Annotated in this window: 18 protein-coding genes and 1 pseudogene; 6 read left to right on the top strand and 13 right to left on the bottom strand. The window is 62.5% G+C overall.

Features of this window, described 5'->3' with window-relative positions; all coding sequences use genetic code 11:
• Nucleotides 1-14 precede the first annotated feature (14 nt).
• From LC531_RS21475 to LC531_RS21505, 7 genes are all read right to left on the bottom strand, one after another.
• Nucleotides 15-995, bottom strand: a complete 981-nt coding sequence (locus tag LC531_RS21475; RefSeq protein WP_223654197.1) for a family 43 glycosylhydrolase — start codon at nt 993-995, stop codon at nt 15-17.
• A gap of 57 nt (nt 996-1,052) precedes the next feature.
• The gene (locus LC531_RS21480) at nt 1,053-3,980 is read right to left on the bottom strand and encodes a glycosyl hydrolase 115 family protein (protein WP_223654198.1); all 2,928 of its coding nucleotides are present in this window, start codon (nt 3,978-3,980) and stop codon (nt 1,053-1,055) included.
• 55 nt (nt 3,981-4,035) lie between these two features.
• On the bottom strand, nt 4,036-5,697 hold the full coding sequence (locus LC531_RS21485; protein WP_223654199.1) for a RagB/SusD family nutrient uptake outer membrane protein: 1,662 nt from the start codon (nt 5,695-5,697) through the stop codon (nt 4,036-4,038).
• A 12-nt stretch (nt 5,698-5,709) separates the two neighbouring features.
• Nucleotides 5,710-8,778, bottom strand: coding sequence for a SusC/RagA family TonB-linked outer membrane protein (locus LC531_RS21490; protein ID WP_223654200.1), 3,069 nt, complete (start codon nt 8,776-8,778; stop codon nt 5,710-5,712).
• Nucleotides 8,779-8,859: 81 nt separating this feature from the next.
• Nucleotides 8,860-10,035 (bottom strand): glycoside hydrolase 5 family protein, encoded by a 1,176-nt coding sequence (locus LC531_RS21495; protein ID WP_223654201.1) that lies wholly within the window; start codon nt 10,033-10,035, stop codon nt 8,860-8,862.
• A gap of 77 nt (nt 10,036-10,112) precedes the next feature.
• Nucleotides 10,113-11,003, bottom strand: a complete 891-nt coding sequence (locus tag LC531_RS21500; RefSeq protein ID WP_223654202.1) for a sugar phosphate isomerase/epimerase family protein — start codon at nt 11,001-11,003, stop codon at nt 10,113-10,115.
• Between the two features lie 50 nt (nt 11,004-11,053).
• Complete coding sequence (locus LC531_RS21505; RefSeq protein WP_223654204.1) at nt 11,054-11,875, bottom strand: phytanoyl-CoA dioxygenase family protein; 822 nt, start codon at nt 11,873-11,875, stop codon at nt 11,054-11,056.
• 138 nt (nt 11,876-12,013) lie between these two features.
• Here LC531_RS21505 and LC531_RS21510 point away from each other — a divergent pair, with 138 nt between their 5' ends.
• A complete protein-coding gene (locus LC531_RS21510; RefSeq protein ID WP_223654206.1) occupies nt 12,014-12,886 on the top strand; it encodes an AraC family transcriptional regulator in 873 nt (290 codons plus the stop codon).
• A gap of 96 nt (nt 12,887-12,982) precedes the next feature.
• Here the strand turns inward: LC531_RS21510 and LC531_RS21515 are convergent, their stop codons facing one another.
• From LC531_RS21515 to LC531_RS21530, 4 genes are all read right to left on the bottom strand, one after another.
• On the bottom strand, nt 12,983-14,092 hold the full coding sequence (locus tag LC531_RS21515; RefSeq protein ID WP_223654208.1) for a glycoside hydrolase 5 family protein: 1,110 nt from the start codon (nt 14,090-14,092) through the stop codon (nt 12,983-12,985).
• Between the two features lie 122 nt (nt 14,093-14,214).
• The gene (locus LC531_RS21520; RefSeq protein WP_223654211.1) at nt 14,215-15,234 is read right to left on the bottom strand and encodes a glycoside hydrolase family 43 protein; all 1,020 of its coding nucleotides are present in this window, start codon (nt 15,232-15,234) and stop codon (nt 14,215-14,217) included.
• A 3-nt stretch (nt 15,235-15,237) separates the two neighbouring features.
• Nucleotides 15,238-17,280 (bottom strand): beta-L-arabinofuranosidase domain-containing protein, encoded by a 2,043-nt coding sequence (locus LC531_RS21525; RefSeq protein WP_223654213.1) that lies wholly within the window; start codon nt 17,278-17,280, stop codon nt 15,238-15,240.
• Between the two features lie 112 nt (nt 17,281-17,392).
• The gene (locus tag LC531_RS21530; protein WP_223654215.1) at nt 17,393-18,427 is read right to left on the bottom strand and encodes a LacI family DNA-binding transcriptional regulator; all 1,035 of its coding nucleotides are present in this window, start codon (nt 18,425-18,427) and stop codon (nt 17,393-17,395) included.
• Nucleotides 18,428-18,665: 238 nt separating this feature from the next.
• On the opposite strand from LC531_RS21530, the gene LC531_RS21535 reads away from it, so the two are divergent.
• From LC531_RS21535 to LC531_RS22810, 5 genes and pseudogenes are all read left to right on the top strand, one after another.
• Nucleotides 18,666-19,886, top strand: coding sequence for an aldose epimerase family protein (locus LC531_RS21535; protein ID WP_223654216.1), 1,221 nt, complete (start codon nt 18,666-18,668; stop codon nt 19,884-19,886).
• A 221-nt stretch (nt 19,887-20,107) separates the two neighbouring features.
• Nucleotides 20,108-20,176, top strand: a pseudogene (locus LC531_RS22800) (hypothetical protein); the annotation flags it as partial.
• Nucleotides 20,177-20,461: 285 nt separating this feature from the next.
• Entirely contained in the window at nt 20,462-21,280 is an 819-nt protein-coding gene (locus tag LC531_RS21545) for a DUF5127 domain-containing protein (RefSeq protein WP_223654289.1), read from the top strand.
• Between the two features lie 24 nt (nt 21,281-21,304).
• Nucleotides 21,305-21,586, top strand: coding sequence for a glutaminase domain-containing protein (locus tag LC531_RS22805; protein ID WP_262903475.1), 282 nt, complete (start codon nt 21,305-21,307; stop codon nt 21,584-21,586).
• Nucleotides 21,579-22,466 (top strand): glutaminase domain-containing protein, encoded by an 888-nt coding sequence (locus LC531_RS22810; RefSeq protein WP_262903476.1) that lies wholly within the window; start codon nt 21,579-21,581, stop codon nt 22,464-22,466. Before LC531_RS22805 ends, LC531_RS22810 begins: the two co-directional genes overlap by 8 nt.
• A gap of 3 nt (nt 22,467-22,469) precedes the next feature.
• On the opposite strand, the gene LC531_RS21560 is transcribed toward LC531_RS22810, so the two are convergent.
• A complete protein-coding gene (locus LC531_RS21560; RefSeq protein ID WP_223654218.1) occupies nt 22,470-24,059 on the bottom strand; it encodes a family 43 glycosylhydrolase in 1,590 nt (529 codons plus the stop codon).
• A gap of 21 nt (nt 24,060-24,080) precedes the next feature.
• A complete protein-coding gene (locus LC531_RS21565; protein ID WP_223654221.1) occupies nt 24,081-25,232 on the bottom strand; it encodes a sialidase family protein in 1,152 nt (383 codons plus the stop codon).
• Nucleotides 25,233-25,244: the final 12 nt, after the last annotated feature.

A 25,244-nucleotide genomic window follows, 5' to 3' on the forward strand; every position in this document is an offset into this window, starting at 1 on the left:
ACCAGGCAGGGCGACTATTTTGCCCCAGCATCCGCCAAATAGGGCTGGTTGTGCTGCCACTTTACTTCCACTTTGGAAAAATACCAGGTGCGACCATGGTCATTATTGCCCTGATAAAAGAGGTAGGTGCGCCCGTCGTCGTCGCGGAAAATAGCGGGGTGGCCCGACTCGCTGGAGTTCCAGGAGCCGGGCGGGCCGTTGCGTAGGAAAGGCTGGTCGGAGAGACGGGTCCAGCGCACGCCATCGCGGCTGCGGGCTACGCCAATCTGCTGGGGCTCATTATTATAGCCGCCGGCGTAGAACATGTAGAGCCATTTGCCGCGCCGCAAGCACGTAGCGCCTTCGATGCACTTGGTTTCCCAAGGCAGCCGGGGGCGCAGGATGGACGAGTCGGCGAGTTGCTGCCAGGCGGCATGGCCAAAGTCGGTTTGCAGGCTGCTGGTGGCGGCCACGCCCTGCATTTGAATCTGGTATGCGGGGTCGCGGGTGGCGAAGTACATAAAGTAGCGGTTGCGGAAGGCGACCACCTCTGCGTCGATGGCGCGGCCCACCGTCCAGGCCCCGGTGGGGTGAAAAACCGGGTTGGAGGCATCGCGGACGAAGTGCAGGCCATCGGTAGAGACGGCGTGGCAGATGGCATCCTTGGGGCCGGTCCCGTAGGTTTGGTAAAACAGATTTATCTTTCCATTAATAATTAGTGCATTGGGCGCGCAGAGGCCCTTCTTCTCGTACTCCTGCGTTGGCGGAATCTCCCCGACTTTGGTCCAGTGGGTGAGGTCGGTGGAGGCGGCAATGCCGATGCCCCACTGCTCGGGCGTGACGGGCACGGAATAATACAGCAGGTAGCGGCCCTGGAAGCGTACCACACTGGGGTCTTTGGCGGTGGGATTGGCCCGGTGGGTACTGTCGCTGTAATACATGGCCGGGTGCTGCTGGGCCACGGCCGGGGCCGCGCCCGCAAGCAGCATCAGGAAGGCAATTATTCTGATTAACATATTGGATGCCAAGATTCTAAAAATAACCATTCGCTAGGGTGCCGCGCCCTTGACTTGCTATCGGGCGGCGGGGTAGGCTGTTTCGGGGGGGCCTAGGAAGCTGGGCGGCAGCGGTTGCGGTTGCGTGCGCAGCACCAGCTTATCGAGCACCACGCCGGGGTCCACCATCCAGATTTTCAGTACCTGGCGGCCGGGCGCGGCCACGCGGTGCTGACTCTGGCCCAGGGCGGCGGTGCGCAGGATATTACCCGCCCACACCTGGCTGTATTCTTCCGATTCGAGGCTGACAATGCGGGGCGGCTCGTCGTTGAGGGCGATGGCGTAGCGCAGCCCGCGCCCGGCATGAATGGTATGGGTGGGCCGGCAATACGCCGTAATGGCCACCGGACCGGGCGTAAACAACTGCAAGTCATACTCTAGGCGCGGGGCCTGGCGCAGGGCCGCCGCCGTGGTGTCGAGGCTGGGCGCGGTGGCCGGCAGCGGTGTCACGGCATCGCCCAGGCGGCCCAGGCCGGGCACTACCGTCCAGGCAGCGGCCGCGCCCGGCCGCGCCCGCGAGAAGTGCGCGGCCTCAATGGCCACTGCTCCGTTTTCTTCGATAAAACCTTTGAAATCAACTAGTCCGACGGGCCGGTTGGCGGTAAGGCTGATTACCCGGCTGGCCCCCGCGCCGCGCACCGTGACGGTGCCCGCCAGGGTGGCCCCAGCGGGCGCGCGGGCCCAGTCCACGCGCACCCATACCCGCGCCTCGTCGGCCGCGGTGCCGCTGGCTGGGTTGAGCTGAATCCAAGGCGCGCTGGCCGTGGCTTGCCAGGCCAGCGGCGGGGGGCCGGTGTCAAATACGTCGAAGAAATGCTGTTCGGCTAGCCCGGCGGTGAAGGAAGGTAGCGTGCTGGGCGCGGTAGCCACTGCTTCGGTGCCCTCCACGGCCACCCTGAGGCCGGCCGCCGGGCCGGGCGCTACGTGGCCCACGGGCGGCATTTGGTAGGCGGCCCGGTCGCGAGGCTGGTACGACATGATGTGGTTCCACTTGCCGCCAGCCATCTGGGTATTGTAAAACTGAGTTTCCCGCTTGATTTGGGCGAATGCCGCTTCGGCTTCGGCGGCGTAACGGTTGGCGCTGGCGCGGCCCTGAGCGGCATAGAGGCGGCTGCGTTCGGCCTGCAAGGTCTTGACGTTCATTAAGCTAGCGGCGCGCACGGGGTAGGCCACCAGCTCGTAAAAGGCATCTTTGAGCCGGGGCTCGGTTTGGGCGTAGAGCGAATCGGTTTGCCGCACCAGCCGGGCCAGGGCCGCGAGGCGCTGCCCGGCCTCGTCGCCGTAGGCCACGGCGCTGAAGCCGGTGCGGGTGGGCTGCAGCATCTCGGGCCGCGCCACCGAGTTCAGGCGGTAATACTCGTCCAGCACCTGCCCGATAGCTGGCCCCTGCGCCGCCCCGAAGGTGCACGCGGCCCACGCCTGCAAGTAGTGGAGCTGGTTGAAGTGGCGAAACTGGTCCGGGTCCCAGGCTAGACGCATGAAAAACTCGGTGCCGATTTCGGCGGGCTTGAGGTCGCCCACGTTCACCAACCACACGGTACGGGCCTGGTAGTCATAGGCTTTGGTCATCTCTTCCCAAACCAGCGCGGGGGCGGTAGTACTCAGCCAGAGGTAGTCTTCGGGCTCGCCCCAGTACGAGAGGTGGTAGTACACGCCGCTGCCGCCACTGCGCTTTTGCTCCTGCGGCGTTGAGAGTTGGCGGATGTAGCCATGGTTGTCATCCACCCACATCAGGGTCACGTCGTCGGGCACTTTAAGGCCGCTGCGGTACAGGTCCAGCACTTCCTTGTAGGGCACGAATACCTGTGGCACTTTGGTCGGGTCGGGGTTGACGTGCTGGGCCAACATCCGGCGCTGGTCGGCAAACACCTCTTCGAGCACCTTGATTTTGGCGGCGGTGGTGTTTTCGCCCGGCATCCCGCTGTCGTTGAGGCCGCGCATACCCACGGTGTAGAGGTTTTCGTACTTGCCGTTGGTAACGACTCGCTGGTCCCAGAAGTCGTAGATATGCTGGCGGTTGCGGGCGTAGTTCCAGGGCCCTAGCTGCTTTTCGTCGTACTCGTAGGTGTTGCGCAGCATGGGCTCGTGGTGCGAGGCCCCCATCACGATGGCGTACTGGTCGGCCACCACCTTATTGCCCGGAAACGAGTTGAATGGCTTAGTGGAGGGGTGCATGGCCGGCCACAGGTAGTTGGCCCGCAGGCGCAGCAGCAATTCGCACACCTTGGCGTAGGTTTTGGGCCCGATGTCGTTGGTTTCGGGTTCATAGGTTTTGGCGGCCCAGGGCTGCAGGCCCCAGTCCTCATCATTGAGAAACACACCCCGATACTTCACTGCCGGCGCGGGCTGCGGGTGCGCGCCGGCCCGCACCCACAACGCCGCTTGGTGCGCGGGCCGCACGTCGGCCCACCACTGCCAAGGCGACACGCCCAGGGCCTCGGCCAGCGTGAAGGCCGCGTAGGCCGTTCCGCGCCGGTCGCTGCCCACCAGCACCAGCCCGTGCTTGATGCCCCGCACGGGGTTTTCCACCGTCAATATGTTGTAGGATTCCCACTGGCCTTTCAGGCCGGCCACGTCAATTTTATGCGTCACTACTAGCTTGTCAATCAGCGCATTACGACCCAACGTGCCCATAAAAACGGCGTAATCGGCCGGCTTGGGCGGCTGGGTTGACACGGTGGGTTGGGTGCCCGCCACGCTGGCCACGTCGGCGGCCAGGCAGCGGGCGGCAATATGCACTACTTCGGCATCGGCGGTGTCCACAAAAATGGGGGCTGACCTTCCTCCCTGGGCCAGTCGGAAGGCCGTGCCGTCGGTGGTGGCGTTGACTACGATGGGCCGCACGGGGGCCGCCCGGGCGGGGGTAGGCGTGGCCAGGCAAGCCAGCGTGGCGCTGACCAGGAGCCGGAGCAGGCGAGTAAGCGGCCACTCAAAATTAACTATCATCTAAGCACTTAGTTGTGAATATTTTCGCGCCCTAGGCCAATAGTGCCCCTACCCCTCAGTAGCCCGGATTCTGCGGCAGCTTCACTTCCCGGTTGCGCTCAATCTCCGAAGACGGGATGGGAAGCAAATTGAATCGGGGCTGAATATCAGCGTAGTACGGGTTGCACTTCTTCACCCGGTCGTAGAGCAGGCCCAGGCGCATGAGCGTGAGGCGGCGCTTTTCTTCCACGCCCAGCTCGCGCATCCGTTCATCCAGGATGTAGTCGATGTTCACGCTGCCGGGCGCCACGGGCGAAGCATTGGCCCGCGCCCGAACGAAGTTGAGGTCGGCGGCGGCGGCGGTGAGGTTGTTGAGCTTCAGGTAGGCCTCGGCGCGTATCAGGTACGTTTCGGGCAGCCGAAACATGTACTGGTCGGCGTAGGTGCCGCCGGCGCTCGACTTGAGGTAGAGTGTAGCCGGGTCGATATAGAGAGCGGCCGGGTGCTGGCCCGGCGTCGTCACCTTCGACTGGTAGGCCGAAAACGGCCGGCTGGGCACAACAACGTCGGCGGGTGGGCTCTCAGTCGAAACCGTCTTGCCGTAGTAGGCCGGGGTAGCGGGGTTGTTATAGGTGAAAACGCGCACAAAATTGTGGTTAGCATTGCGCATGTCGGTGGTGAAGTCACTGGCCCAGATGGTATTGGAGAAGTACTTGGTCGAGAGGCCCAGTGCCACGCCTCGGCCGCCGTGCAAGTCGCCGGTGGGCCAGCGGAAGGGCGATACGCCACCCGTTACGAAGCTACCCAGCCCCACTCCGAAGTGCCGCTCATAGAGGGCCGAGCCCAGGAAACCGGTTGAGGTGGCGCTGCCGCCCGGCAGGTCGGTTTCAAACTGCACCACCCAGATGCCTTCCGTGTTGCCGGCCGAGCGGTTCTGGTTGTTACGCCGAAATAGGTCGTAGTACACGTCGCCGGGCATTACCCCGGCAGTCGAGCCGAAGCGGGCACGCATCAGCTTCATATTTGGGTCGCCAATAACTGCCGTGGCGGCCGTCACGGCCTGCTGGTACTGCCCGGCCGCCAGCGCCACTTCGGCCAGTAGGTGCTGGGCGGCGGCGTTGCTAATTTCGCCGTCGCGCACGGCTGTGGGACCAGGCAAGTTAGCCGCCGCAATCGTCAGGTCGGCAATGGCTTGCTTATACACGTCGGCTTGCGGCGCGCGGGTGTAGTTATAGGCTGCGCTCGTTACCTCCGCCGTCACCAGCGGCACGTCGCCATACATATACGTGAGCGTGCGGTAGGCGAAGGCTCGGAAAAACCGCGCCCGGCCTTCCACCACTTTCTGGTCGGCATCGCCCACGGCTGAAGTCGGCAGCCGTGAGATTATCGTATTGGCCTCGGCCACAATTTTATACAGCCCCTGCCAATGAGTGTTGGCGAGCGTGGCTGAAGGGTCGAGTGTGGCGGCGTAGTTGGTAAAGCGGTCCACCGAGGGCGAGCCGTCAAACACGATATCGGTGCCGTAGAGATAATCCATCGGCGCGGTTTCGTTGCGGGTGTAGAACTCGATGCGAACCAGGCTGTAGAGGTTGTTGGTGGCGGCCTGAAAATTGGCCAGCGTGTTGTAAGAATTGGTGGTGCTGAGAAAGTCCAAGGGCTGCTCGTCCAGAAACTCTTTTTTGCAGGCGGTGGCGCTGAGCAGTAGCAACGGCAGCAGCAGTTTGTAGCGGGTTTTCATGGTTTTAAACCGTTAAAAAGTGATGTTTACCCCGGTCGAATAAGTGCGCAGCACGGGGCGGGCATTGTTGAATGCGCCGAAGTTGTCGACCAGGCCCACGCCCGTTTCGGGGTCCCAGCCTTTCCAGTTCGTCCAGGTAATCAGGTTATTGCCGCTCACAAACACACTTAAATTGTCGGCCGATAGCTTGCTGGTCAGCGCCTTGCCGAAATGGTAGGTCAGCGACACGTTTTGCAGGCGCACGAAGTTGCGGCTACGGTACACGGTCGGGGCCAGGGCCGGGCCCACGGCCGAGCGCGGGTACTCGGCATTGGGATTGCTCGGCGACCAGTAGTCGATGTCGCTGAAGTAGTTGAAGCGGCGCGAGTTGTCGCTGAGCACGCTGCCGATGCCGTTGTAGTTGGCCCCCAGGTAACTGTCTTTGCCGCCCTGCACCGAGTTGATGAACGCGGTGAGCGTAAAGCCCTTGTAGTCAAACGTATTCAGCACGCTGAAGCGGTACGAGGGCTCCTGGTTACCAATAAACACGCGGTCGTCGAGGCGCGTAAACTTGCCGTCGCCGTTGGCATCTACCACCCGGTAGGTGCCGGGGTAGTAACCGGCCGGAATGTTGTCGCCCAGCTGGTAAATGCCGTTCACCTGCAGGTCGTAGATGGTCTGGATGGGCTTGCCGATGAACAGGTTGCTGTTGACCAAATCCTGCTCCGTGCCGTTGCCGTTGGCATCGAGCCCCAGCCCCACCAGCTTCAGAATCTTGTTGCGGTTGGATGATACGTTAAAGGTCGTGTTCCACTTGAAGGCGGGGGTAGCGATGTTGGCGGTTGTCAGCGTCACCTCAATGCCCTTGTTACTGACCTGCCCCACGTTAGTGCGCACCGTCTGGAAGCCCGTGATACCGGGGATGTTCACGTCGAAGAGCAGGTCGCTGGTCTTGGTGCTGTACACATCCACGTTGCCGGAAATGCGGTTTTTCAGCAGCACGTAGTCCAGGCCTACGTTGAAGCCCTTAGTCGATTCCCACTTTAGGTTGGGGTTGGAAAGCGTTTGCACCTGCTGGCCAAACTGCGTGCTGCCCCCGTCGCCGAACACGTAGGCGGCCCCCGCCGATACCTGCGCCAGCGAGGAGTAGCGGCTGGTGAGGTTGCCGCTGGCTCCGTAGCCAGCCCGCAGCTTCAAAAAATTCACCCACGACTGCTTGAAAAAAGGCTCGTTGGTGATAATCCAGCCCAGGGCCGCCGACGGGAACGCGCCGTACTTATTGTTCGTGGCAAAGCCCGAAAAGCCGTCGCGCCGGATGGTAGCCGTGAGCAGGTAACGGTCCAGAAACTTATAGTTGAGGCGGGCCATCTGTCCGTTCAGCGTCTCCTGGTAGCCATCGGAAGAGTTGCGCTGGATGGCGCCCTGCTGCAGGCTGTTGTAGCCCAGCGTGAGGTTGGAAAAGCCCATGGCATCTGCCAGCGTGTGGTTGGACTGCCGCTTGATGGCGCTGTAGAGCAGCGTCAGCGTGAAGTCATGCTTCTCGTTGAAGTTGCGGTTGTAGGTAACGATGTTATCAAATGTGGATTCGTAGTACTGGTTGTTATCCTTGTAGGCGCGACCGGTGAGGCCGGCGTCGTACTGGCTGGCGTAGTAGTGGCTGTCGTTGCGATAGTTGTTGCCGAAGTTGGTACGGTAGTTCAGGCCCTTCACAAACGGCACGCTGATATCGGAAAAGAAATTCCCGAAAAAGCTCAGCCGCTTATCGTAGTCGGCCACGTTGTAGGTGTTGAACGGGTTGGGGTTCACCGTGCCGTCCGGAAACGGGATGATATTGCCGTTGGCATCGTAGGGCGTGAGCAGGGGAGAGGCCCGCACGAGGTCGGCCAGCGAGGGCTCGGCCCCGCTGTAGTCGTTGATGGAGGCAAACGACTGCGTGCCCAGCTTCCACCAATTGGTTACCTGCGTTTCGAGGTTCACCCGTACAGTTTTGCGGTTGAAGTCGTCGTTTTTGATAAAGCCCCGCTGCTTGTTGTAACCCGCTGAGAACAGGTAGGTTGTTTTGTCGCTACCCCCCGAAATACTCACCTCGTGGTTTTGCACGTAGCCCGTCTGGGTGCCCGCCCCCCACCAGTCGTAGTCATTGGGCAATATCTGGTTGTTGGCATCCAGGGCCGAGCGGTCCACGTTGGCTGCCAGGTTGTAGGCCGGGTTGGGCGTGGTGTAGTCGGGTGGCAGGTAGGCCTGCAGATACGTCAGGTCCTTAATGCGTTGCAAGTACTGGTCGCGGTTGAGCGGGTGCAGGTTCACGGTGGGCCGCTGCCCGGCAATGTAACCCGAATAGTTGAAGCGGGGCTTCTGATTGGCCCGCCCGCGCCGGGTGGTGATGAGCAGCACGCCGTTGGCGGCCTGCGCCCCGTACACGGCCGTGGAGCTGGCATCCTTGAGCACGTCAACCGAAGCAATGTCGTCGGGGTTGAGCGACGAGAGCGCGCCCGTGAAAATGATGCCGTCGAGCACAATCAGCACGTTGGCATTGCCGCTGATGGTGGTGGCCCCGCGAATCTGAATGCTGGGGTTGGCGCCTGCCGCGCTTATCTGCCCCACGTTGAGGCCCGGCACCGTGCCCTGCAGCGACTGCGTGATGTTGGTGTTGGGCTGGTTGCGGAAAGACTCGATATTGGCGCTGACTACCGCGCCGGTCAGGTCTTCCTTGCGCTGGGTGCCGTAGCCCACCACCACCACATCATCGAGCGCCTTGGACGAGGCCACGAGCTTGATGTTCACCGTCGTTTGGTCGTTAATGGCCAGTTCCTGCTCGGTGTAGCCGACGAAGGAAAAGCGGATGACCCCCGTGCCGTTGGGCAAAGCGATGGAGTACTTGCCCTCGGCATCGGTCGAGGCGCCGGTCGAGGTGCCTTTCAGCACCACCGTCACGCCGGGCAGGCCGGCTCCGGTTTCGTCGGTTACGGTGCCCTTGACCGTGCGGGTGGTCTGGGCCACGGCGGCCAGGGGCGCTACCAGGCCTAGGCCCCCGCTGAGGGCGGCGCCCACCGCCAGCGGGTGGCTCAGGCGGAGCACTACGGCGGATACAATTATTTTCATAAATGGGTGGGGAAAGAAGGGTGAAATGGGAAAAACGGGACTAAAGCAGCGCCCACGCCAGGGGGTAGGGCGGCGAGGGCCCTACCCCCCTGGCGCCACCGCTACCTGCGCGTGCTGCTGCCGGTAAGCCTTGGTTTTGGAATCCTGTATGAGCCGGGCAAACGTGGCCAGCTCCTCGGGTCGGTAGGGCGTCAGGTCGTTGTGGTACAGGTCGTGCTGCCACACGGTGGGCTCGGGACCGCCCGGGCGGTGCCCCCAGGGCAGGTGGGTCTGGGTTTCGCCGTTGACCAGGCCCCAGCTTAGGGCCCCCACTTTGTGCTCGTAGAGGATAGGTAGTACGGTTTCCACGTCCGAGCCGCGGGGGCGGTTCAGCCACTCGGTGCAAATCAGGGGGCGGTGCAGCTGGGCCAATTTGCTTATCTCCTCGCGCATCTTGGCTGCCGTGCCGTAGTTGTGAAAGGTGGTCACGTCGGCGTTGGCCTCGATGAGGCGGTGCAGCGGGGCATTGTCCGACCAGTAGCCGATGCTGATGGGCTGCACCGGGTCCACGGACCGCGCCCAGCGGCACACGCCGCGCACCAGCGGCAGGCTTTTGGCCCCCAGGCCGCCGTTGGTGGGCTCGTTGTACAAGTCCCAGAGCAGCACCCGCTTATCGGTGCGGAAGGTGGTCATTACGTCTTTCACGTACTTTTCCAGCCGGGGGTAGGAAGTCGTGTCGGCCACCAGCGTGTGGCCGGGGCTCGGCGACCACGCCCAGGCGTACCAGCCGATAACGGGCTCGGGCTGCCTGCCGATTTTGGGGTCCACCTGGTCGTTGAACACGCAGTCGTCGAACAAAGTCGGCATCACCCGGATGTGGTGCTTATCGGCAATGGCCAGAAACCGGCCGAAGGTCTGCCGGAAATACGCCGGGTCATCGGCCCACACGGCGTATTGCAGCACCACCCGCGCGCAGTTGAAGCCCGTGGTGGCGGCCAGCGCCAGCTCGCGGTCAATCACTTCAGGCGAGAAGCTAGTCTTGTCCCACATGGCCGTGTAGTTAATGGCGTTGGCCGGGATGTAGTTGAAGCCGCAGGGCCAAGGCTGCTGGTTGTACCAGGCGGCGGCTTTTTCCGGCGACCAGCGCGGGGCCACGGCCTGCGCCAGTGCGGGCCGGCTGCCCGCCAGCAGTAGCACTAACCAGCAGCCCGTGAGGATTTTAATTAAGTTAAAATGCTTATTGCCAAGGCTTAGCCTGAATAACGTAAAGTTGCGCATAGGGTGGGTGGGAAGGGAGGGCAAGGGTAGGAAGGCAATCGGGAGTTTGCCAGAGGCAATCAGGCAGCGCCCGGCGCTTAGGGGAAGGCCAGTGGAGCTGATTCCGCTTTTTTCACTATTTCAGCGGGCAGCGGAACGGCTGTTTCGGGGGCGTAGCGGCTCTTCAGCAGCGCCAGCATCCAGGCGTTCAGCTCCCATTGGTCGGCCACGGGCTGCTGGGTGTGGGGCAGCGCGGGCAGGTAGGGGGCGGGCCCAAACTCGGGCGTAATGGTGAAGCAGGCGGTGCCCTGCGCCCGGTGCCGGGCCACCAGCTCGTCCCACCAGGCCAGGTGAATGCCCAGCGCCTCGTCCCACTCGGGGGCACGCGGGTCGCTCACCTGGGGGCCCTGTGGGTGGCCCACGCGGGCGTGCAGGTGATCAGCCCGGCCCAGAGCCTGGCGCACGCAGTGGGCCAGCTCGGGCGCTTGCAAATACGACTCGCTCACGCAGCACCAGTGTGAGAAATCGGCGTTCAGCCGCAGGTCCGGAAACGCAGCCAGGTAGGGCAGCAGTGCCGGCGCGCTGTAGGTGAAGCGGCCCCGGTGAATCTCGTGCACCACCGGCACGCCCAGTGCCTGCCCCACCTCGGTAGTGCGGCGGATGAGAGCGCTGTTTTGCTCGAAGCTGAAGTAATCGCGGCCGGTGAAGGAATTGATTTTCAGCGGCTGCATAGTAGTGGCGTTGCGCAGGTATAGCTCCGTTTCGGCCAGGTGTTCGGTAAAGCCCTTGCCCCGCCCTGCCTCCAGCACCTGCCCGATGAAGAGCAGGTGGTGGTCGGCCAGCAGCCGCTGCCAGCGTGCCCGCTCGGCCGGGTTGGGACTCACTACCATCTCCACCCCGTCGTAGCCCGCCGCCTGCACGCGGGCCACAAACTCGGCGGGCTGCAGGTGCTCCTGGCCCCAGTGTGGGCAAAAAAAGACGAGCTGCACGACGTTCTTTGTTTGTAACTTATTGGTTGATAATTTTTAATCGCCAAACCCTACAGAACCAGTGGATTCAGCTCCGATGCTGCTAGCGCGCCGGCGGGCAGGTGCTGGAGCCAGCGGGCGTGGTCGTTGTGCTGCGCCTGGTGATGCGGCGCTACCACGCGGGCCCCGTCGGCGAGATAAATGATGGTCATCACCTCGCGCATTTGGGTAGATTGGTTGCCGGGGGCCTGGTGAATGGTAAAGCCGTAGTGCCAGGTGGCATCGCCGGCCCGCATGGTGGCGGCCCGCGTCACGGGGAAGTCGTTTTCGCGCACATAGCGGTCAAACTCGGCTGCCGAGGTATCGGAAATTTCGTGGTCGAATACTGCCCCCCGCCGGTGCGAGCCCGAGGCGAAGGTGAGCATTCCCATGTCAGCATCGATGTCCACCAGCGGCATCCACATGGTGATGGTGTTAGTGGTGTCGAGGGGCCAGTAGTGCTGGTCCTGGTGCCAGGGGGTAGGGCCGCCACCGGGCTCCTTAAACAGCGCTTGGTCGTGGTAGATACGCACGTTTTCGACGCCCAGTAGGTCGGCCGCCAGCTGGGCAAAGCGCCGGGCCAGCACAAAGCGGCGTACCCGCTCGTCGGCGCGCCATAGGTTCATAATTTGCAAAAAAGCCTTGCCGTAGGTATCGCGCGCCGCCAGCGGCCGGGCCTCGGTGTTGTAGCATTCGGCGGCCTGCTCAATGACCGGGCGGTAGGCGGCCACCTCGGCGGGCGAGAGCACGCCGCGGGTGAGGGTGTGGCCCAGCGTCCGGAATTCCTGAATTTGAGTGGTACTCAGACGCTTGCTCTCGGCCAGGGCGGGCAGGTCTTCGGGATAAATAGTCATAGCCAGTGAATTGCTTGGGTTTTACCAAGGCAAAGCACCGGCATTTCTCACCGAAAAAAAATAACTTTATTGGCCATTTCTTGGTGTATATTATCCTGACGCCCCGCTCCTACCCCATTTTCTCACCCTTCTACACCCATGCTCAAAGCTGCTTACGAGGCCGTCGCCCCCAATGCGGCCTCTTCCTTTTCGGTGCGCACTTTTGCCGAGGAGGTCTTCACAGCTCCTTATCACTACCACCCCGAGTATGAGCTGACCCTCATTGTGCAGGGCCGGGGCCGGCGCTACGTGGGCAGCCACGTGGCCGAATACGGCCCCGGCGATTTAGTGCTGGTCGGCGCGCAGCTGCCCCACTGCTGGAAAACGGCCCCGGCCGGCCTCCAGCGGGCCGCGTCGGTGTCGGTCGTGGCGCAGTTCACCCACGAGTGTCTGGGGGAGGTGTTTTTCGGCAAGCCCGAAATGCACGCCATTGCGCAGCTGCTGCGTCGCAGCGCCAATGGCCTACACTTTCCCGATGCCGGCCAGCACCTGCGGCCCGCGCTACGCCAACTCGGGCAGGAGCCTGATCCTTTTCGCCGCCTGCAGGCCCTACTGGGCCTGTTGCAAGCGCTGGCTAGTACCCCGCACTACGAAGTGTTGGACGCGCAGCAGCGGGTGGGCACCTTAGCACCCGCCGAGCGCGAGCGCTACCACCGGGTAATGGCCTACCTGGTCGAGCACTTTCGGGGGCCCCTCACCCTGGCGCAGGTGGCAGAGGTAGCCCATCTTACTCCTAATGCCTTTTGCAAATATTTCAAGAATTTGACCCGCAGAACCTTCGTCGAAGTGATGATTGAGTACCGCTTGCAGTACGCCACGCAGCAACTGGTGAGCACCAATAAGGCGGTGGCTGAAATTTGCTACGACAGCGGCTTTCGCGACGTTTCGTACTTCAACAAGCTCTTTAAGGCGCAGCGGCAGCACAGCCCCCTGCAGTACCGGCGCGCGTTTCAGCAGGCGTTGTATAGCTGAGCGCTGGGGCGGCGGTGGCCCGGCAATAAGAAGCCCCTACCCTCTCTTCCTGACCGAAAGGGAGGGTAGGGGCTTCTTATTGCTGGGCACCAGCTATTAGGGCTTGCTGTTCAGCTTCTTAATCAGGTCGGTTTCGTCCTGACGGTAAGGCGTGCCGTCTTTGCGAAAAACTTCGTGGAACCATTCGCTGGGCTCCGAGCCATCGGCCAGGGGTGTATCCCAGGCGTATTTAGTATTGGTTTTGCCATCCACGAGGCCCCAGTTAATGGCCGCTACGCGGTACTTTTTGAGCAGGGGTAAGATATTGACAAAGCGCGAGTTGCGGGGCCGGGCCATGTATTCGGTACAGATGAGCGGCCGGCCGTGGGTTTCGAGCAGTTCAATCTCGCGCTGGTGGGCCGGCACCTCGTCGTAGTTGTGGTAGGTAATCACGTCGGAGTGCAGCGCCTGATAAGTGTTGAGAGCCTGGAAATCCAGGTTCCAGATGCCCATGCTTAAGGGCTGGTCGGGGCGCACGGCCTCGGCCCAGGCAAAGGTGTTGCGCACCAGTGGCAGGGAGGCAGTGCTCTTGCCCTGGTTGCCAGGCTCGTTATATAAGTCCCAGAGCGCAATGCGCTTGTCATGAGCGAAGCTGGTGAGCACGTCGGTCACGTAGGGCCGCAGCTGCATAAAAGTAGCCGAGTCGCGCGAGGCCGGGTCGCCGGGGTCCTGTAGCCAACCCGAGTTATGGATACCGGTTTTGGGCGCGGGTTGGGTACCAATGTGCGAGTCCTTGTTCCAGCAGTCATCGAAGAAGACGAAGATGGTGCCAATGTGGTGCTTATCGGCGACAGCCAGGTAGTCGTTCATCCGCTTTTTGAAGCCCGCAGGGTCCTCTTTCCAGGCCAGGCTGTGCAAAAACACGCGCATTGTATTGAAGCCGATGCCCTCGGCCCAACCTAGCTCCTTATCGATGGTGGCGGGGTCAAACGTGGCGGCCTGCCACATTTCGAGCTGGTTGATGGCGGTGCTGGGGATGAAGTTGGCGCCCGTCATCCAGGGCCGGGCGGCGTACCAGGCGTTGGCCTTGTCGGCCGACCAGCGGCCGGCCTGGCTGGGGGCAAGCATGGCGGCAGTACCCTTGGTTTTGGTCTTAACTTTCTGGGCCTGGGCCAGCGGGGCGCCGAGCAGCGACAAGCCCAGCAGCAGCATGGATAGTTTTTTCATGTGGGAAGAGGAAAAAAGAGGGGGGTAGGAAATAAAGTAGGTGCAATGCGCCCCGGCGTAGTGGCAAGGAGACGCCCGAAACCTGCGAGCTGCTCACCGGTAGCCCGCGCAAACTAGCGGGCTCACTCGCCCGAGGGCACGGGCTGGGGCGTGGCTAGCGCAGCGGGCACGCTAAAATCGGGCGAGCCATCGGGCCGCCAGCTGAACCGCTGGGCGCGGGAGCTGCGGCCTTCACACTTGCCATCGGCCGCCGCCTTGGCGTGGTAGATAATCCAGCTTTCGCGGCCGTCGGGCGAGGTGGTGAAGCCGTTGTGGCCGGTGCCCCACACGCCATTCTCGGCCGATGGGTGAAACACGGGCTCCGGCGATTTTACCCAGGAGGCGGCCAGGAGCGGGTCGGCGCCGGGCCGGGCCGTGAGCATTCCTAGGGCGTAATTATCGTCCCAGCAGGCGCTGGCCGAATACACCAGCAAGAGCTGCCCTTTCTTACCAGCCAGAAACTCGGGGCCTTCCAAAATCTGGCGGCCGCCGCCCTTTTCCCAGCTCTGGGTGGGGGTAGCAATGGTCGTTTCGCGGGCGGCGTCGAGCGTCCAGGGGTTTTTCATGGGCGCGATGGCCAGCACACTCTGCGGCCCCACGTAGGCCGAGTACACAAAATAGCGCTGGCCGCCGTGCTCAAACACGGTGCCGTCGAGGCCGCTGTATTTCGTGTTCACGCGGCCCTTGTCTACCCAGGTGCCGGTAGTGGGGTCAGGGCTGGCATTTTCTAACACAAACACGTAGCGCGTGTCATCCCCCGCCTTGGCCTGGTCAGAGGCCGTATAGTAGAGGTACCATTTCCCAGCGAAAAAGTGCAGCTCAGGCGCCCAAATTTGGGTGGAGTTGGGGCCGGTGGCCGGCGGCGTCCAAACCACCGCGCCGGGCGCGTCCTTCACCCCTTCCAGGAGTTTTGACTTCCAGAGGGTCAGGTTCTTACCCATCGTATTGGTGTAGTAGTAATAGCCGCCGTGGCGGATAATCCACGGGTCGGGGCCATTCACCTTCAGCGGGTTCGTAAAGGTGCGTGGGGCCGGGGCCTGCGCGCCCGCCAGGTGGCTAATACCTAGCAACGCGCTCACGAACAATATTTTACCAGAAACCATAGGCTAGGGAATAATGGGTAAGGCCACCACGCGCAGCTTGGTGCAACCGTAGGGGATAAACGTGAGCGTTTCAAGGGTGGAGTCCACGGGCCCCTTATAGAGGCCATCGCGGGGCGTAACGGGTTGCGGGGCTACCCCCTCATCGAGCTGCCAGGCGGGCAAGCGCCGGCCGCTGACGGTGAGGGTAATGGGCGCATTGGCCGCGTTCCAGTAAAATCCGTTGGCACTGGCCGCCAGCGGCTTAGCGGCCACGGTAGTGGCGAGAATGGGGTCCTCGACCACGGCGTGGGGCAGGCCGTAGTTCCAGGGGCTGCCGGGCGTGAGAGTAAAGTAGCGACCTTCCTGGGCCTGCTGGCCTTCCTGCCACTGCTCCTTAATTTGAAGGGCGTAGGCCAGCGGGCCGCGCTCCAGGGTGCGCGAGTTGCGGGCCCAGCTGCTGGTGCGCACCGGCATGGGCAGGCGCAGCGTGAGGTGGTCGGCGGGCCGCCAGGTGCGGGCCAGAGTGATAACCTGGCCGCCCTTGTCGGTGCGCAGCGATTGGCCGTTGAGCAGCACCGTGGCCTCGGCACACCAACCCGGCACGCGCAGCACCAACGGAAATGCGATGGGCTTTTTCAGGTCGAAAACAAAGTTAATTTCGTCGCCGAAGGGGTAGGCAGTTTCTTCCCGAATGGTCACCGGCACGTTACCATTTACTTTCGTCGTCAGCACGTTGGGCGCATATTCTAAGGCCGCTACACCCTGACTCGGCGTGGCGTACCAGAGGTGCGTCGCAAATTTGGTCCAGCCCTGATGCATGTTGGCCGTGCAGCAGGTATAGCCGGCATAGGGCCCAAAAACATTGTTCATCCCGTACTCGAAGGGCAGCGAAAAGTTGAGTACACCCCGCTGCACCTGCACCTGGTTAGCCACCTGGAAGTATTGGCGGCTTTCGTAGTCGTCGGTGGTTTGGGTAGGTAGGGCGTTGTAGGCAATGCGTTCCAGCGCGTCGAGGTAGGTAGCGTCACCGGTAATGGCGGCAGCCTGCTCCAGCGAGTACATGGTTTCGACCACCGCGCACAACTCAGTGCCCTGGGTGGGCAAGTTGCCATGCAAGTCCTCATCGGCCGAAAACATGCCGGTGGGCAGGCCATGCAGCGTCATAATGTCTTGCCAGCCAGTACGTAGCGCCTGCGGCAGCGCAGGCTGTTCGGGGTGGGCTTGGCTGTACACCACGGGCAGCTTCAAGCCCATGCCCACGTTCACACCGTGGCGGTTCATCCAGTGGGCATCGGTTTGGTTGGCGGCAGCTTCCATCACCCAGTCGCGGTCCGCGAACAGGGCCGTCCAGGGCGTGGTTTGCTGGTAAAGCAACTCGCCCAGCTCGCGCAGAAACGGCTCGCCGGTTTGCCGGTATAACCAATAGATCACCAGTAGGTTATCGCCGCCGCGCACGGTGCTCCACTCGCTCCACTGGCCCAGCGGTGCGGCCGGCAGGTTGGCCAACTGGTAGCGAAAGTAGCGGGTCAGGAAAGGCAGCACTCGCGCATCGTGAGTGGCTTGGTAGTGCTGCTGAAACACCTTGAGCATGACCATGCGCGGCCACCAATCCTCGCCCTGAGTTCCTTGCACATCAAGCAGCTTACCGGCTGCTTGCTCGGCCTTGGTCAGCGGGCCGAAGTAGCCCGAGGGCCGCTGGTGCTGAATGGACCAGTCCACGTAGCGCTGTACCTTGGCCAACAAGGGTTTATCCTGAAGCAGGTGGGCCAGCGATATGGCACCGTCAAGCCAATAGGGAGTTTCTTCCCAACCGTCGCCGGTGCCCCCGAGCCAGCCGTTTTTATCGCGTAGCTTGGGGTAGGTTTCGTCGAGGTGACCCGTGCTGTGGTCGCGCATAATGCCCAGCTGCGTGCGCAGCCAGCCGGCAGGCTGAATGGCACCGGGCGCTAATTCCCGGTAAGCTAGCGGGGCCAGCGGCGCGGGGGCGGTAGCTGGTTGTGCCACGGCGCTGGCTTCGCACAGCACTAGCGCAGCTAGTCCCCAGCGGGCACGGGGCGGATAAGTCATAAAAAAGCGCGACGAGTGGGAAAAGACAGCGCGAAGGTAGCAAACGCAAGTGCAAACGTTTGCACATTTTTCAGAAAAAATGCGCCAGGGCTCCGGGGCTAGCTTAGTTGTCCTATCCTTCTTGGCCGAGGCGCAAAGACGAGGCCCGCACAAATAAATCAGGCTGCAATACCACATGGCGCGGGGCATAGTGCTGTTCGCGCTCCTCCATTACTTGCAGTAGCAGGTGGGTAGCCGAGCGCCCCATTAGCTCGCAGTGTTGGTCGATGGAGGTAATTTGGGGCACTGTAAGGCACGAAAATAGTTCGTTGCTGAAACCGACCAGGCCCATGTCCTGGGGCACGCGCAGGCCACGCTCGTTGAGCACTTGCAGCGCGCCGGCCGCCGAAAGGTCGCTGCACGAAAACACCGCATCGGGCGGTTGGGGTAAGGCCAGCAGTTGCCGCATCCCGTCACTGCCGTCATCCATCTTCATATCGCCTAAGATGGTAAGCTCTTCCGCCACCGGCAGACCGTACTCGCGCAGGGCGTCTTCGTAGCCTTGGCGGCGATATTTATAAATGTTCAAATGCTGGGGTCCGCTGAAATGCGCGATGCGCCGGTAACCCTGCTCCAGTAAGTGCTTGGTGGCGCGGTAGCCGCCAGCGCGGTCATCGAGCACCACCGCATTTACATCGTAGCCGGCCAGAATACGGTCGAAAAACACCAGGGGAATATCCCGCTTGCGCACTTTCTCGAAGTGCTTTACCTCGCGGGTAGTGCGCGAAAGCGACACCAGAATGCCTTCCACCTGGGCATTCATAAGGATTTCCACGTTGGCGCGCTCGTGCACTACATCCTCGTTCGACTGGCAGATGAGCACGTGGTAGCCGGCCTTGCTAGCGGCGGCCTCAATGCCTTTGACTACCTGCGAAAAGAAATTGCCGTCGATGTGTGGCACCATCACCCCCAGCATGTTGCTGCGGCCTTTGCGCAGGCCCGAGGCCAGGCTATTGGGCTGGTAGCCAAGCTCCTTGGCTAGGTCGGTTACCCGTTTAACGGTCGCTTCGCTGATGGCACTGTGGCCGCTGAGCGCTCGCGATACCGTCGAGACGGAAATATTGAGCTGCTGAGCTAGGTCCGTAATGGAGGCGCGTTTTTTAGCCACGAAATAGAAGTAAAGTGAGGCCGCACTGGCTGTAGCCCACGCCGCTCACCGCAATAGTTAGTGCAAAGATTAATGCAAAGGTTGCACAGGATAAGGCAGCTTCGGCCAATACGGGATAAAAATTTCCTTCATGCAAACGTTTGCATGAATCAACATCATTTTCTACCTTGCGCCGCCGAAAGCGCCACCTTGTCTCTGGCGTACCCGGTTGGTCACGCCTCGTTTTCTTCCTTTTTCCATGTCCCACCCCCTCCGCCGCCAGCTGCTGGCGGGCAGCCTCGCTGGCCTGCTGCTAACCGCCACTGCCTGCTCGCAACAGCCTGCTTCCCAAACGGCCGCTACCACCCCTACTATCCCCATGACTGCCGACTCGCTCCACGCCGTTACCGTGGCTACCTCCACGCCATTCGGCAAAACGAAGGAAGGTATTGATGCTCAGCTCTTCACGTTAACGAATGCGCACGGCCTGAAGGCCACCATTACCAACTTTGGCGGCACGCTGACCAGCCTGCTGGTACCGGACAAAAACGGCAAAATGGGCGATGTAGTACTTGGCTTCGACGACCTGACCGGCTATACCAGCGACCTATTTAGGAAGGAAAATCCCTATTTCGGGGCCCTGATTGGGCGCTACGGCAACCGCATCGCCAAGGGTAAATTCACGCTGGATGGCAAGCCTTATCAACTACCTCTTAACAACGCGCCCAACTCGCTGCACGGCGGCACCAGCGGCTTTAACCAGCGCGTGTGGACGGCTATGCCCGGCACCTCGGCCGATGGCGAAACGCTGACGCTTACTTATCTGAGCAAGGATGGAGAGGAGGACTACCCCGGTAACCTTCGCGTGAGAGTAGTCTACACTCTCACCAACTCGGGTGCGCTGCGCCTCGCTTACACCGCCACCACCGATAAGCCCACGGTGCTTAATCTCACCAACCATAGCTACTTCAACCTCAACTACGGGCAGGATAAAGACATCCTGGGCCACGAGCTGACGCTAAACGCTGAGCGCTTTACGCCGGTGGATAACACGCTGATTCCGATGGGTAAGCTGCAAGCCGTGGCCGGCACGCCGATGGATTTTCGGCAGCCACACGCCATTGGCGAGCGCATCAAGCAGGTGTCGGGCGCGGCCCCCGGCGGCTACGACCACAACTGGGTACTAGCCGACAGCATGCGTAGCGCTCCCGCCCTGGCGGCCACCGTGTACGAGCCCACCAGCGGCCGCACGATGCAGGTGTACACCGACCAGCCGGGCGTGCAGTTCTACTCGGGCAACTTCTTGAAAGGCAATCTAAAAGGCAAGGGCGGCGTGGCCTACCCCCAGCACTACGGCTTCTGCCTCGAAACCCAGCACTTCCCTGATTCGCCCAACGAGCCGACTTTCCCAAGTACTGTGCTACGGCCGGGTGAAACGTTTCGCTCGGTAACGGAATACCGGTTTGGGGTGCGCAAGTAGCAGGGCAGTTTAGGCCCACTACCCCTCTAATTGCTCTTGCTGGTCGCTATCGAAGCAGCCAGGCTTTGTACTCAATTTCCTCAAACAATGCTTTTACGGACAGGCTGTTTACTCTGGTTAGGTAGCGTGCTGGGTGTGGGCGTGGCCCAGGCCCAAACGTTGCGTCCCCCGCCTACCCGCTCGTAACGCACAACCCGTATTTCAGCGTATGGGCGTTTCAGGAGGAGCTAGCGGCGGCGCCCACCCGGCACTGGACCGGTGAGGCGCAGAGCCTGGAGGGCGTGGTACGCGTCGATGGGCAGGCCTACCAGTTTCTGGGCCAGGCCGGGCCGCAGTACCGGGCCGTAGTGCCCACGGTGCGCGAACAGCCCTACCGGGCGCGCTACACGTTCAAAAAACCGGCAGCGGGCTGGGAAAAAGCTGCTTTCGCGTCGGCTAGCAGCTGGCTGGAAGGCCCCGCGCCCTTCACCGATAATAAAAGTGAGCACGGCACCAGCTGGACCGGCGGCGACATCTGGGTGCGGCGCACCGTGCGCGTGGCCGACCCCAAAACCACCGGCGATTTGCGCCTGCTGATGCAGCACGACGACGACGCGAAAGTGTACCTGAATGGCGTGCTGCTAACCAAGCAGGCCGGCTACAATAGCACCTACGCTTTCTTTCCTATTTCGCCCGCCGCCCGGCAGGCGTTGCGCGCGGGCGATAACGTGCTGGCACTGCACGCCAACAGCCCGCATGGAGGCGAATACTTGGACGCCGGCCTCTACGAAACGCTGCCTACGCCCGCCCCGCTGGCCCGGGCCCGCCAAACGGGCGTGAAGCTGACTGCCACCCAGACGACCTACTCCTTCGCCGCCGGCCCGGTGACCCTGACGGTCAATTTTTTATCGCCGCTGCTGCTTGACGAGCTGGAAACCGTGGCCCAGCCCGTGAGCTACGTTACCTGCACCGCCACGGCGGCCGACGGCCAGCCCCACCCTACCCAGGTGCTCCTGACCGAGGCCGGCACGCTAGCCAGTAATACGCCCTACCAGGAGGTGGCTACCCGGCCCGGCGCGGCCGGTAGCTTGCGCTGGCAGGCCGTGGGCACTGCCGCCCAGCCCATGCTGGCCAAGGCCGGCGAAAACCTGCGTATCGACTGGGGCTACGCTTATCTGGCCACGTCCGGCGCGGCCACCCTGGCTAACGGCGACCCACAAACGCTCAAAACCGCCTTTGCTAAAACCGGTACCCTGTCCCCCGCTTCGCCCACAAAGGGCCAGGCCCAGCGCGTGGCGCAGGCCGCCGTGCTCGACCTGGGGGCCGTGGCCGCCACGCCCGCCGAGCAGCACCTACTACTAGGCTACGACGAGCAGTATGCGGTGCAGTACTTTGGCCAAAACCTGCGGCCCTAGTGGCGCCGCGACCCGGCCATGACGATGGAAAAAGCCCTGGCCGCCGCCGAGGCCGACTACCCCCGGCTGCGCCAGAAAGCCACGGCCTTCTACCAAAAGCTAGTGGCCGATGCTCAGGCGGCGGGTGGCCCGAAATACGCCGACCTGTACCAGCTGGCTTATCGCCAGGCCATTGCGGCGCACAGCATCGTGGCCGGGCCCAAGGGCGAGCTGTTCTTTTTCTCAAAGGAGAATTTCTCCAACGGCTCCATCGGCACCGTGGACATCACCTACCCCTCAGCGCCGCTATTTCTGCTCTATGAATAACGAGTTGGCGAAGGGGATGCTGCGCTTCATCTTCGATTACTCGGAGTCGGGCCGCTGGAAAAAGGATTTCCCGGCCCACGACGTGGGCACCTACCCCCTAGCCAATGGTCAGACCTATGGGGAGGATATGCCCGTGGAAGAAGCCGGCAACATGCTCATTATCACGGCTGCTGTCGTGAAGATGGATGGCAAGGCCGACTTTGCCCGCGAGCATTGGCCTACGCTTACCAAATGGGTGGGCTTTTTGAAGCGCGATGGCTTTGACCCGGCCAACCAGCTCAGCACCGACGACTTTGCCGGGCACTTAGCTCGCAACACCAACCTCTCAGTGAAGGCCATTATGGGCATTGCTTGCTACGGCCAGCTGGCCCGCCAGCTCGGTGACACCAAAACCGCCAACGAGTATCAGACCCTGGCCCGCGACCTAGCCAAGCGCTGGATGGCGATGGCTCAGGACGGCGACCACTACGCCCTGACTTTCGACAAGCCCGCCGGCTCGTGGAGCCAGAAGTACAACCTGGTCTGGGACAAAGTACTCGTCCTGAATGTGTTTCCGCCCGAGGTGGCGCAGCAGGAACTGGCTTTCTACCTGCGGCACCAGCAGAAATACGGCCTGCCGCTCGACAGCCGCAAGACCTATACCAAGTCGGACTGGATACTGTGGACCGCCGCGCTGGCCGGCAGCCAGGCCGATTTTGCAGCGCTCATCAATCCGGTGTGGCAGTTTGCCAACGACACGCCCAGCCGCGTGCCCCTCACCGACTGGCACGAAACCACCAACGCCCGCCAGGCGGGCTTCCAGGCCCGCTCGGTAGTGGGTGGCTACTTTATGCAACTGCTGAGCAACAAACTGACCGGTGCAGCTGCACCTGGTAAATAGTGGTTATTTATTATCAAGTTCAAACCGCTCAAAGGTGGCTGTGGCCGAAGCTGGCCCCTGCGCAACCACGCCCACGCGTACGCCACGGTCCCAGGGGGGTAGGAACTGGCCATCGGCCCTTTCGCCAGCGGGCAGCAGCTCGGTCCAGGTGCGGCCATCGGGGCTGTAGGCGAAGCGGTAGTGGCTGCCGCCTTGGTCCTGCACGCGCAGATGCAACGTTGTGGCGGGGGGTAGGACAGCCTCGGCCAGGGTGCGGGTTTTGCCGTCGCGGCGCTCCTGCACTTGCAGCTTGCCATCGCCGGCTAGCAGACTGAGCGAGTTGTTGGGGTCGCCGAGGGCAGCCAGGCCGGCGGTGACGCCAGCGGACAGCGTGCTGGGGTTGAGCAAGGTAGTGGTAGCCGAGTAGCTGGCAGCCAGCGTGGGGCGCCCCAGGGCCGCGCCGCCCTTATCGGGCCGGGCGGTGAGCCGGAGTTGGCCGTTTTGCAGCGCAAACTGCGGCTTGTCCTCTACTGGCCATTCCCAGGCGGGCGCCAGGACAGCGCCAGCAAACTCATCGGCGATGGTGGCGGGCACCTTGGCCGCCAAAGTGGGGGTAGTGTTGTTATTCAAGAATTCAGGCCAGCCAGCCTTGGTCCAGGTAAACTCGCTGAGCACCCCCTGGCGGCCCACGTTCTGGAAGCTACCGGTTTGGTAGGCGTGGTGCAGCAGGTACCAGTGGCCGCCTCGCTCGATGGCCGTGCCGTGGCCGGGGCAGGTCCAGACGTCGTTCTTGGTCAGGATGGGATTGCGGGCGTATTTCTCCCAGGGGCCGAGCAGGTTTTTGGCGCGCGCCACGCCCGTGGCATAGGTGCAGCCGGCGCCACAGCAGCCATTGGCGGCGTAAAACAGGTAGAAGTAGCCGCCGTGCCGCACCACGCTGGGGCCTTCCACGAGGTTGCCCTCCCAGGCGGCGGTGTTGCGAAACAGCTCGGTTTTCTCACCCACCAAAGTGGTGCGGTCGGCGCTCAGGCGCTGTGCCCAGATGGGGGTAGGCTTATGGATGCTGTTGCCATCTTCCTTCCAAATGAGGTAGGGCTGGCCGTTTTCATCGCGCATTGGGAAGCCGTCGATGCTGCCGTCGGGCTGGCCCACTAGCGGGCCGTGGTCGCGGTAGGGGCCTTCGGGGCGGTCGGCGCTGGCCACGCCCACGGCCAGGTTGCCACCGCGCATATGCGCCGTGTAGTAGACGTACGTTTTACCATTCGCGTCGTAGTTGATTTCCGGCGCCCAGAAGTAGTAGTCGGCCCAGGCCGGCCGCACGCCGGGGAAAACGTGGCCCACTAAAGCCCAGTGCTGCAAGTCAGTAGACTTGAGCAGCGGAAATGTGGGGCCCCAGTTAGAGGAAGTGGCCGTGGCCCAGTATGTGTTCCCCACCTGGGTCACCGACGGGTCGGGGTAGTCACCGGCTAGCACGGGATTGGCAATGGCGGTGGGGATAGGCGCGGCCAGGCGCTTTGACACTCTAGCCTTTGAAGTAGTGCGCTGGGCCGCGGCGGGTACTGCCAGCAGCAGCGCGCCCGCCAGCAGGGTGCGGGAAATAGTCGAAAGCTGCATACGGTAAAGGTCAGCGGAATATTAGCGCCGCTTGCGACCGGGCGGCGCGGGCTTGGGCGCGGCAGGCAGCGGGGCCGTCTGGTAAAACGCCTGGCAGGTGGAGCCTTCAAACTTGAGGGCTACTTCGAGCACCGTGAGGCCATCGACGCCGGGTAGCAGCTGCGAGCTGTAGTTGGGGCAGGGGTTATCCTTGGCATCGGGCACGGGCACAGGGGCGGCCGTTTCGGTCCAGGGGCCGGTACCATTTTGGGTGTTCACCATGTACACGCGACCGTTGGCGGGGGCCACGCCGTTGTCGGTATTGTTGAGCAGCATCTGGCCAATGGCCAGTAGCTGGCCCTGGGGATTGCCCTTTTGCGGCGCCCAGGCCACGGTGGGCGCGTGGGCAAAGTGGTGCCCCTCGGTAGACTCGATGCGCTGGCCGGGGTCGGCGGGGTCACCCCAGCTCACGCCGTCGGGCGAGGTGCGCACATAAGCATCGCAACCAAGGCCGCAGATTTCGTAGCTCATCACGTAGCGGCCACTAGGTAGGCGCCGCACGATAGCCATGCCGGGCCGCAGGTGGCCATCGGCCTTCCCCACGTCAATGACTTCTTCGCCCCAGGTCAAGCCGCCATCAGTCGAGATTTTGTGCGCCAGCATTTGGTTGTAGCCACTGGCTTTGCGCTCTTCACTCGAATAGTATACTACCAGCCGGCCCTGCGCATCGAGCCCAAACTCGGGCTCCCAGAGCCCAATAAAGCCACTAACCGGCGTGCTGAAAAACTGCCAGCTGCCTCCCCCGTCGAGGCTGCGGTAAAGGCGGATGCTGCACGGCCCGCGCCCGCCTTTATCAGTACCCACCGACGTGGCCCAGAAGAGCGTGCCAGCCGGAGTGGCGTCCACTTGCTTAGGCACTTCAAACAGGCCCGAGCAGCACATGCCCGGGGGCGTAGGCTCGGCCACATCGGTGAGGTGCTGCCAGGTTTTGCCATTGTCGGGGCTTTCGTAAATGGCCCCGGCTTTGCCCGCGTCGAAGCTGGCCAGCAGCCGGCCGGCGTTGGCCCCCTGACTTAGCCGAATGACGCGGGGATAGTAGTTGGGCCGGCTCAGGTCAAGCGCCTGTTGGGCGTGGGCTACCCCGGCCAGCGCCAGCAACCAAGTCAGCTGGAGGCCACGAAAAAACTTGTTCATCACTCAGAAATA

It is taken from the genome of Hymenobacter psoromatis, from assembly GCF_020012125.1.
Classification (GTDB): domain Bacteria; phylum Bacteroidota; class Bacteroidia; order Cytophagales; family Hymenobacteraceae; genus Hymenobacter; species Hymenobacter psoromatis.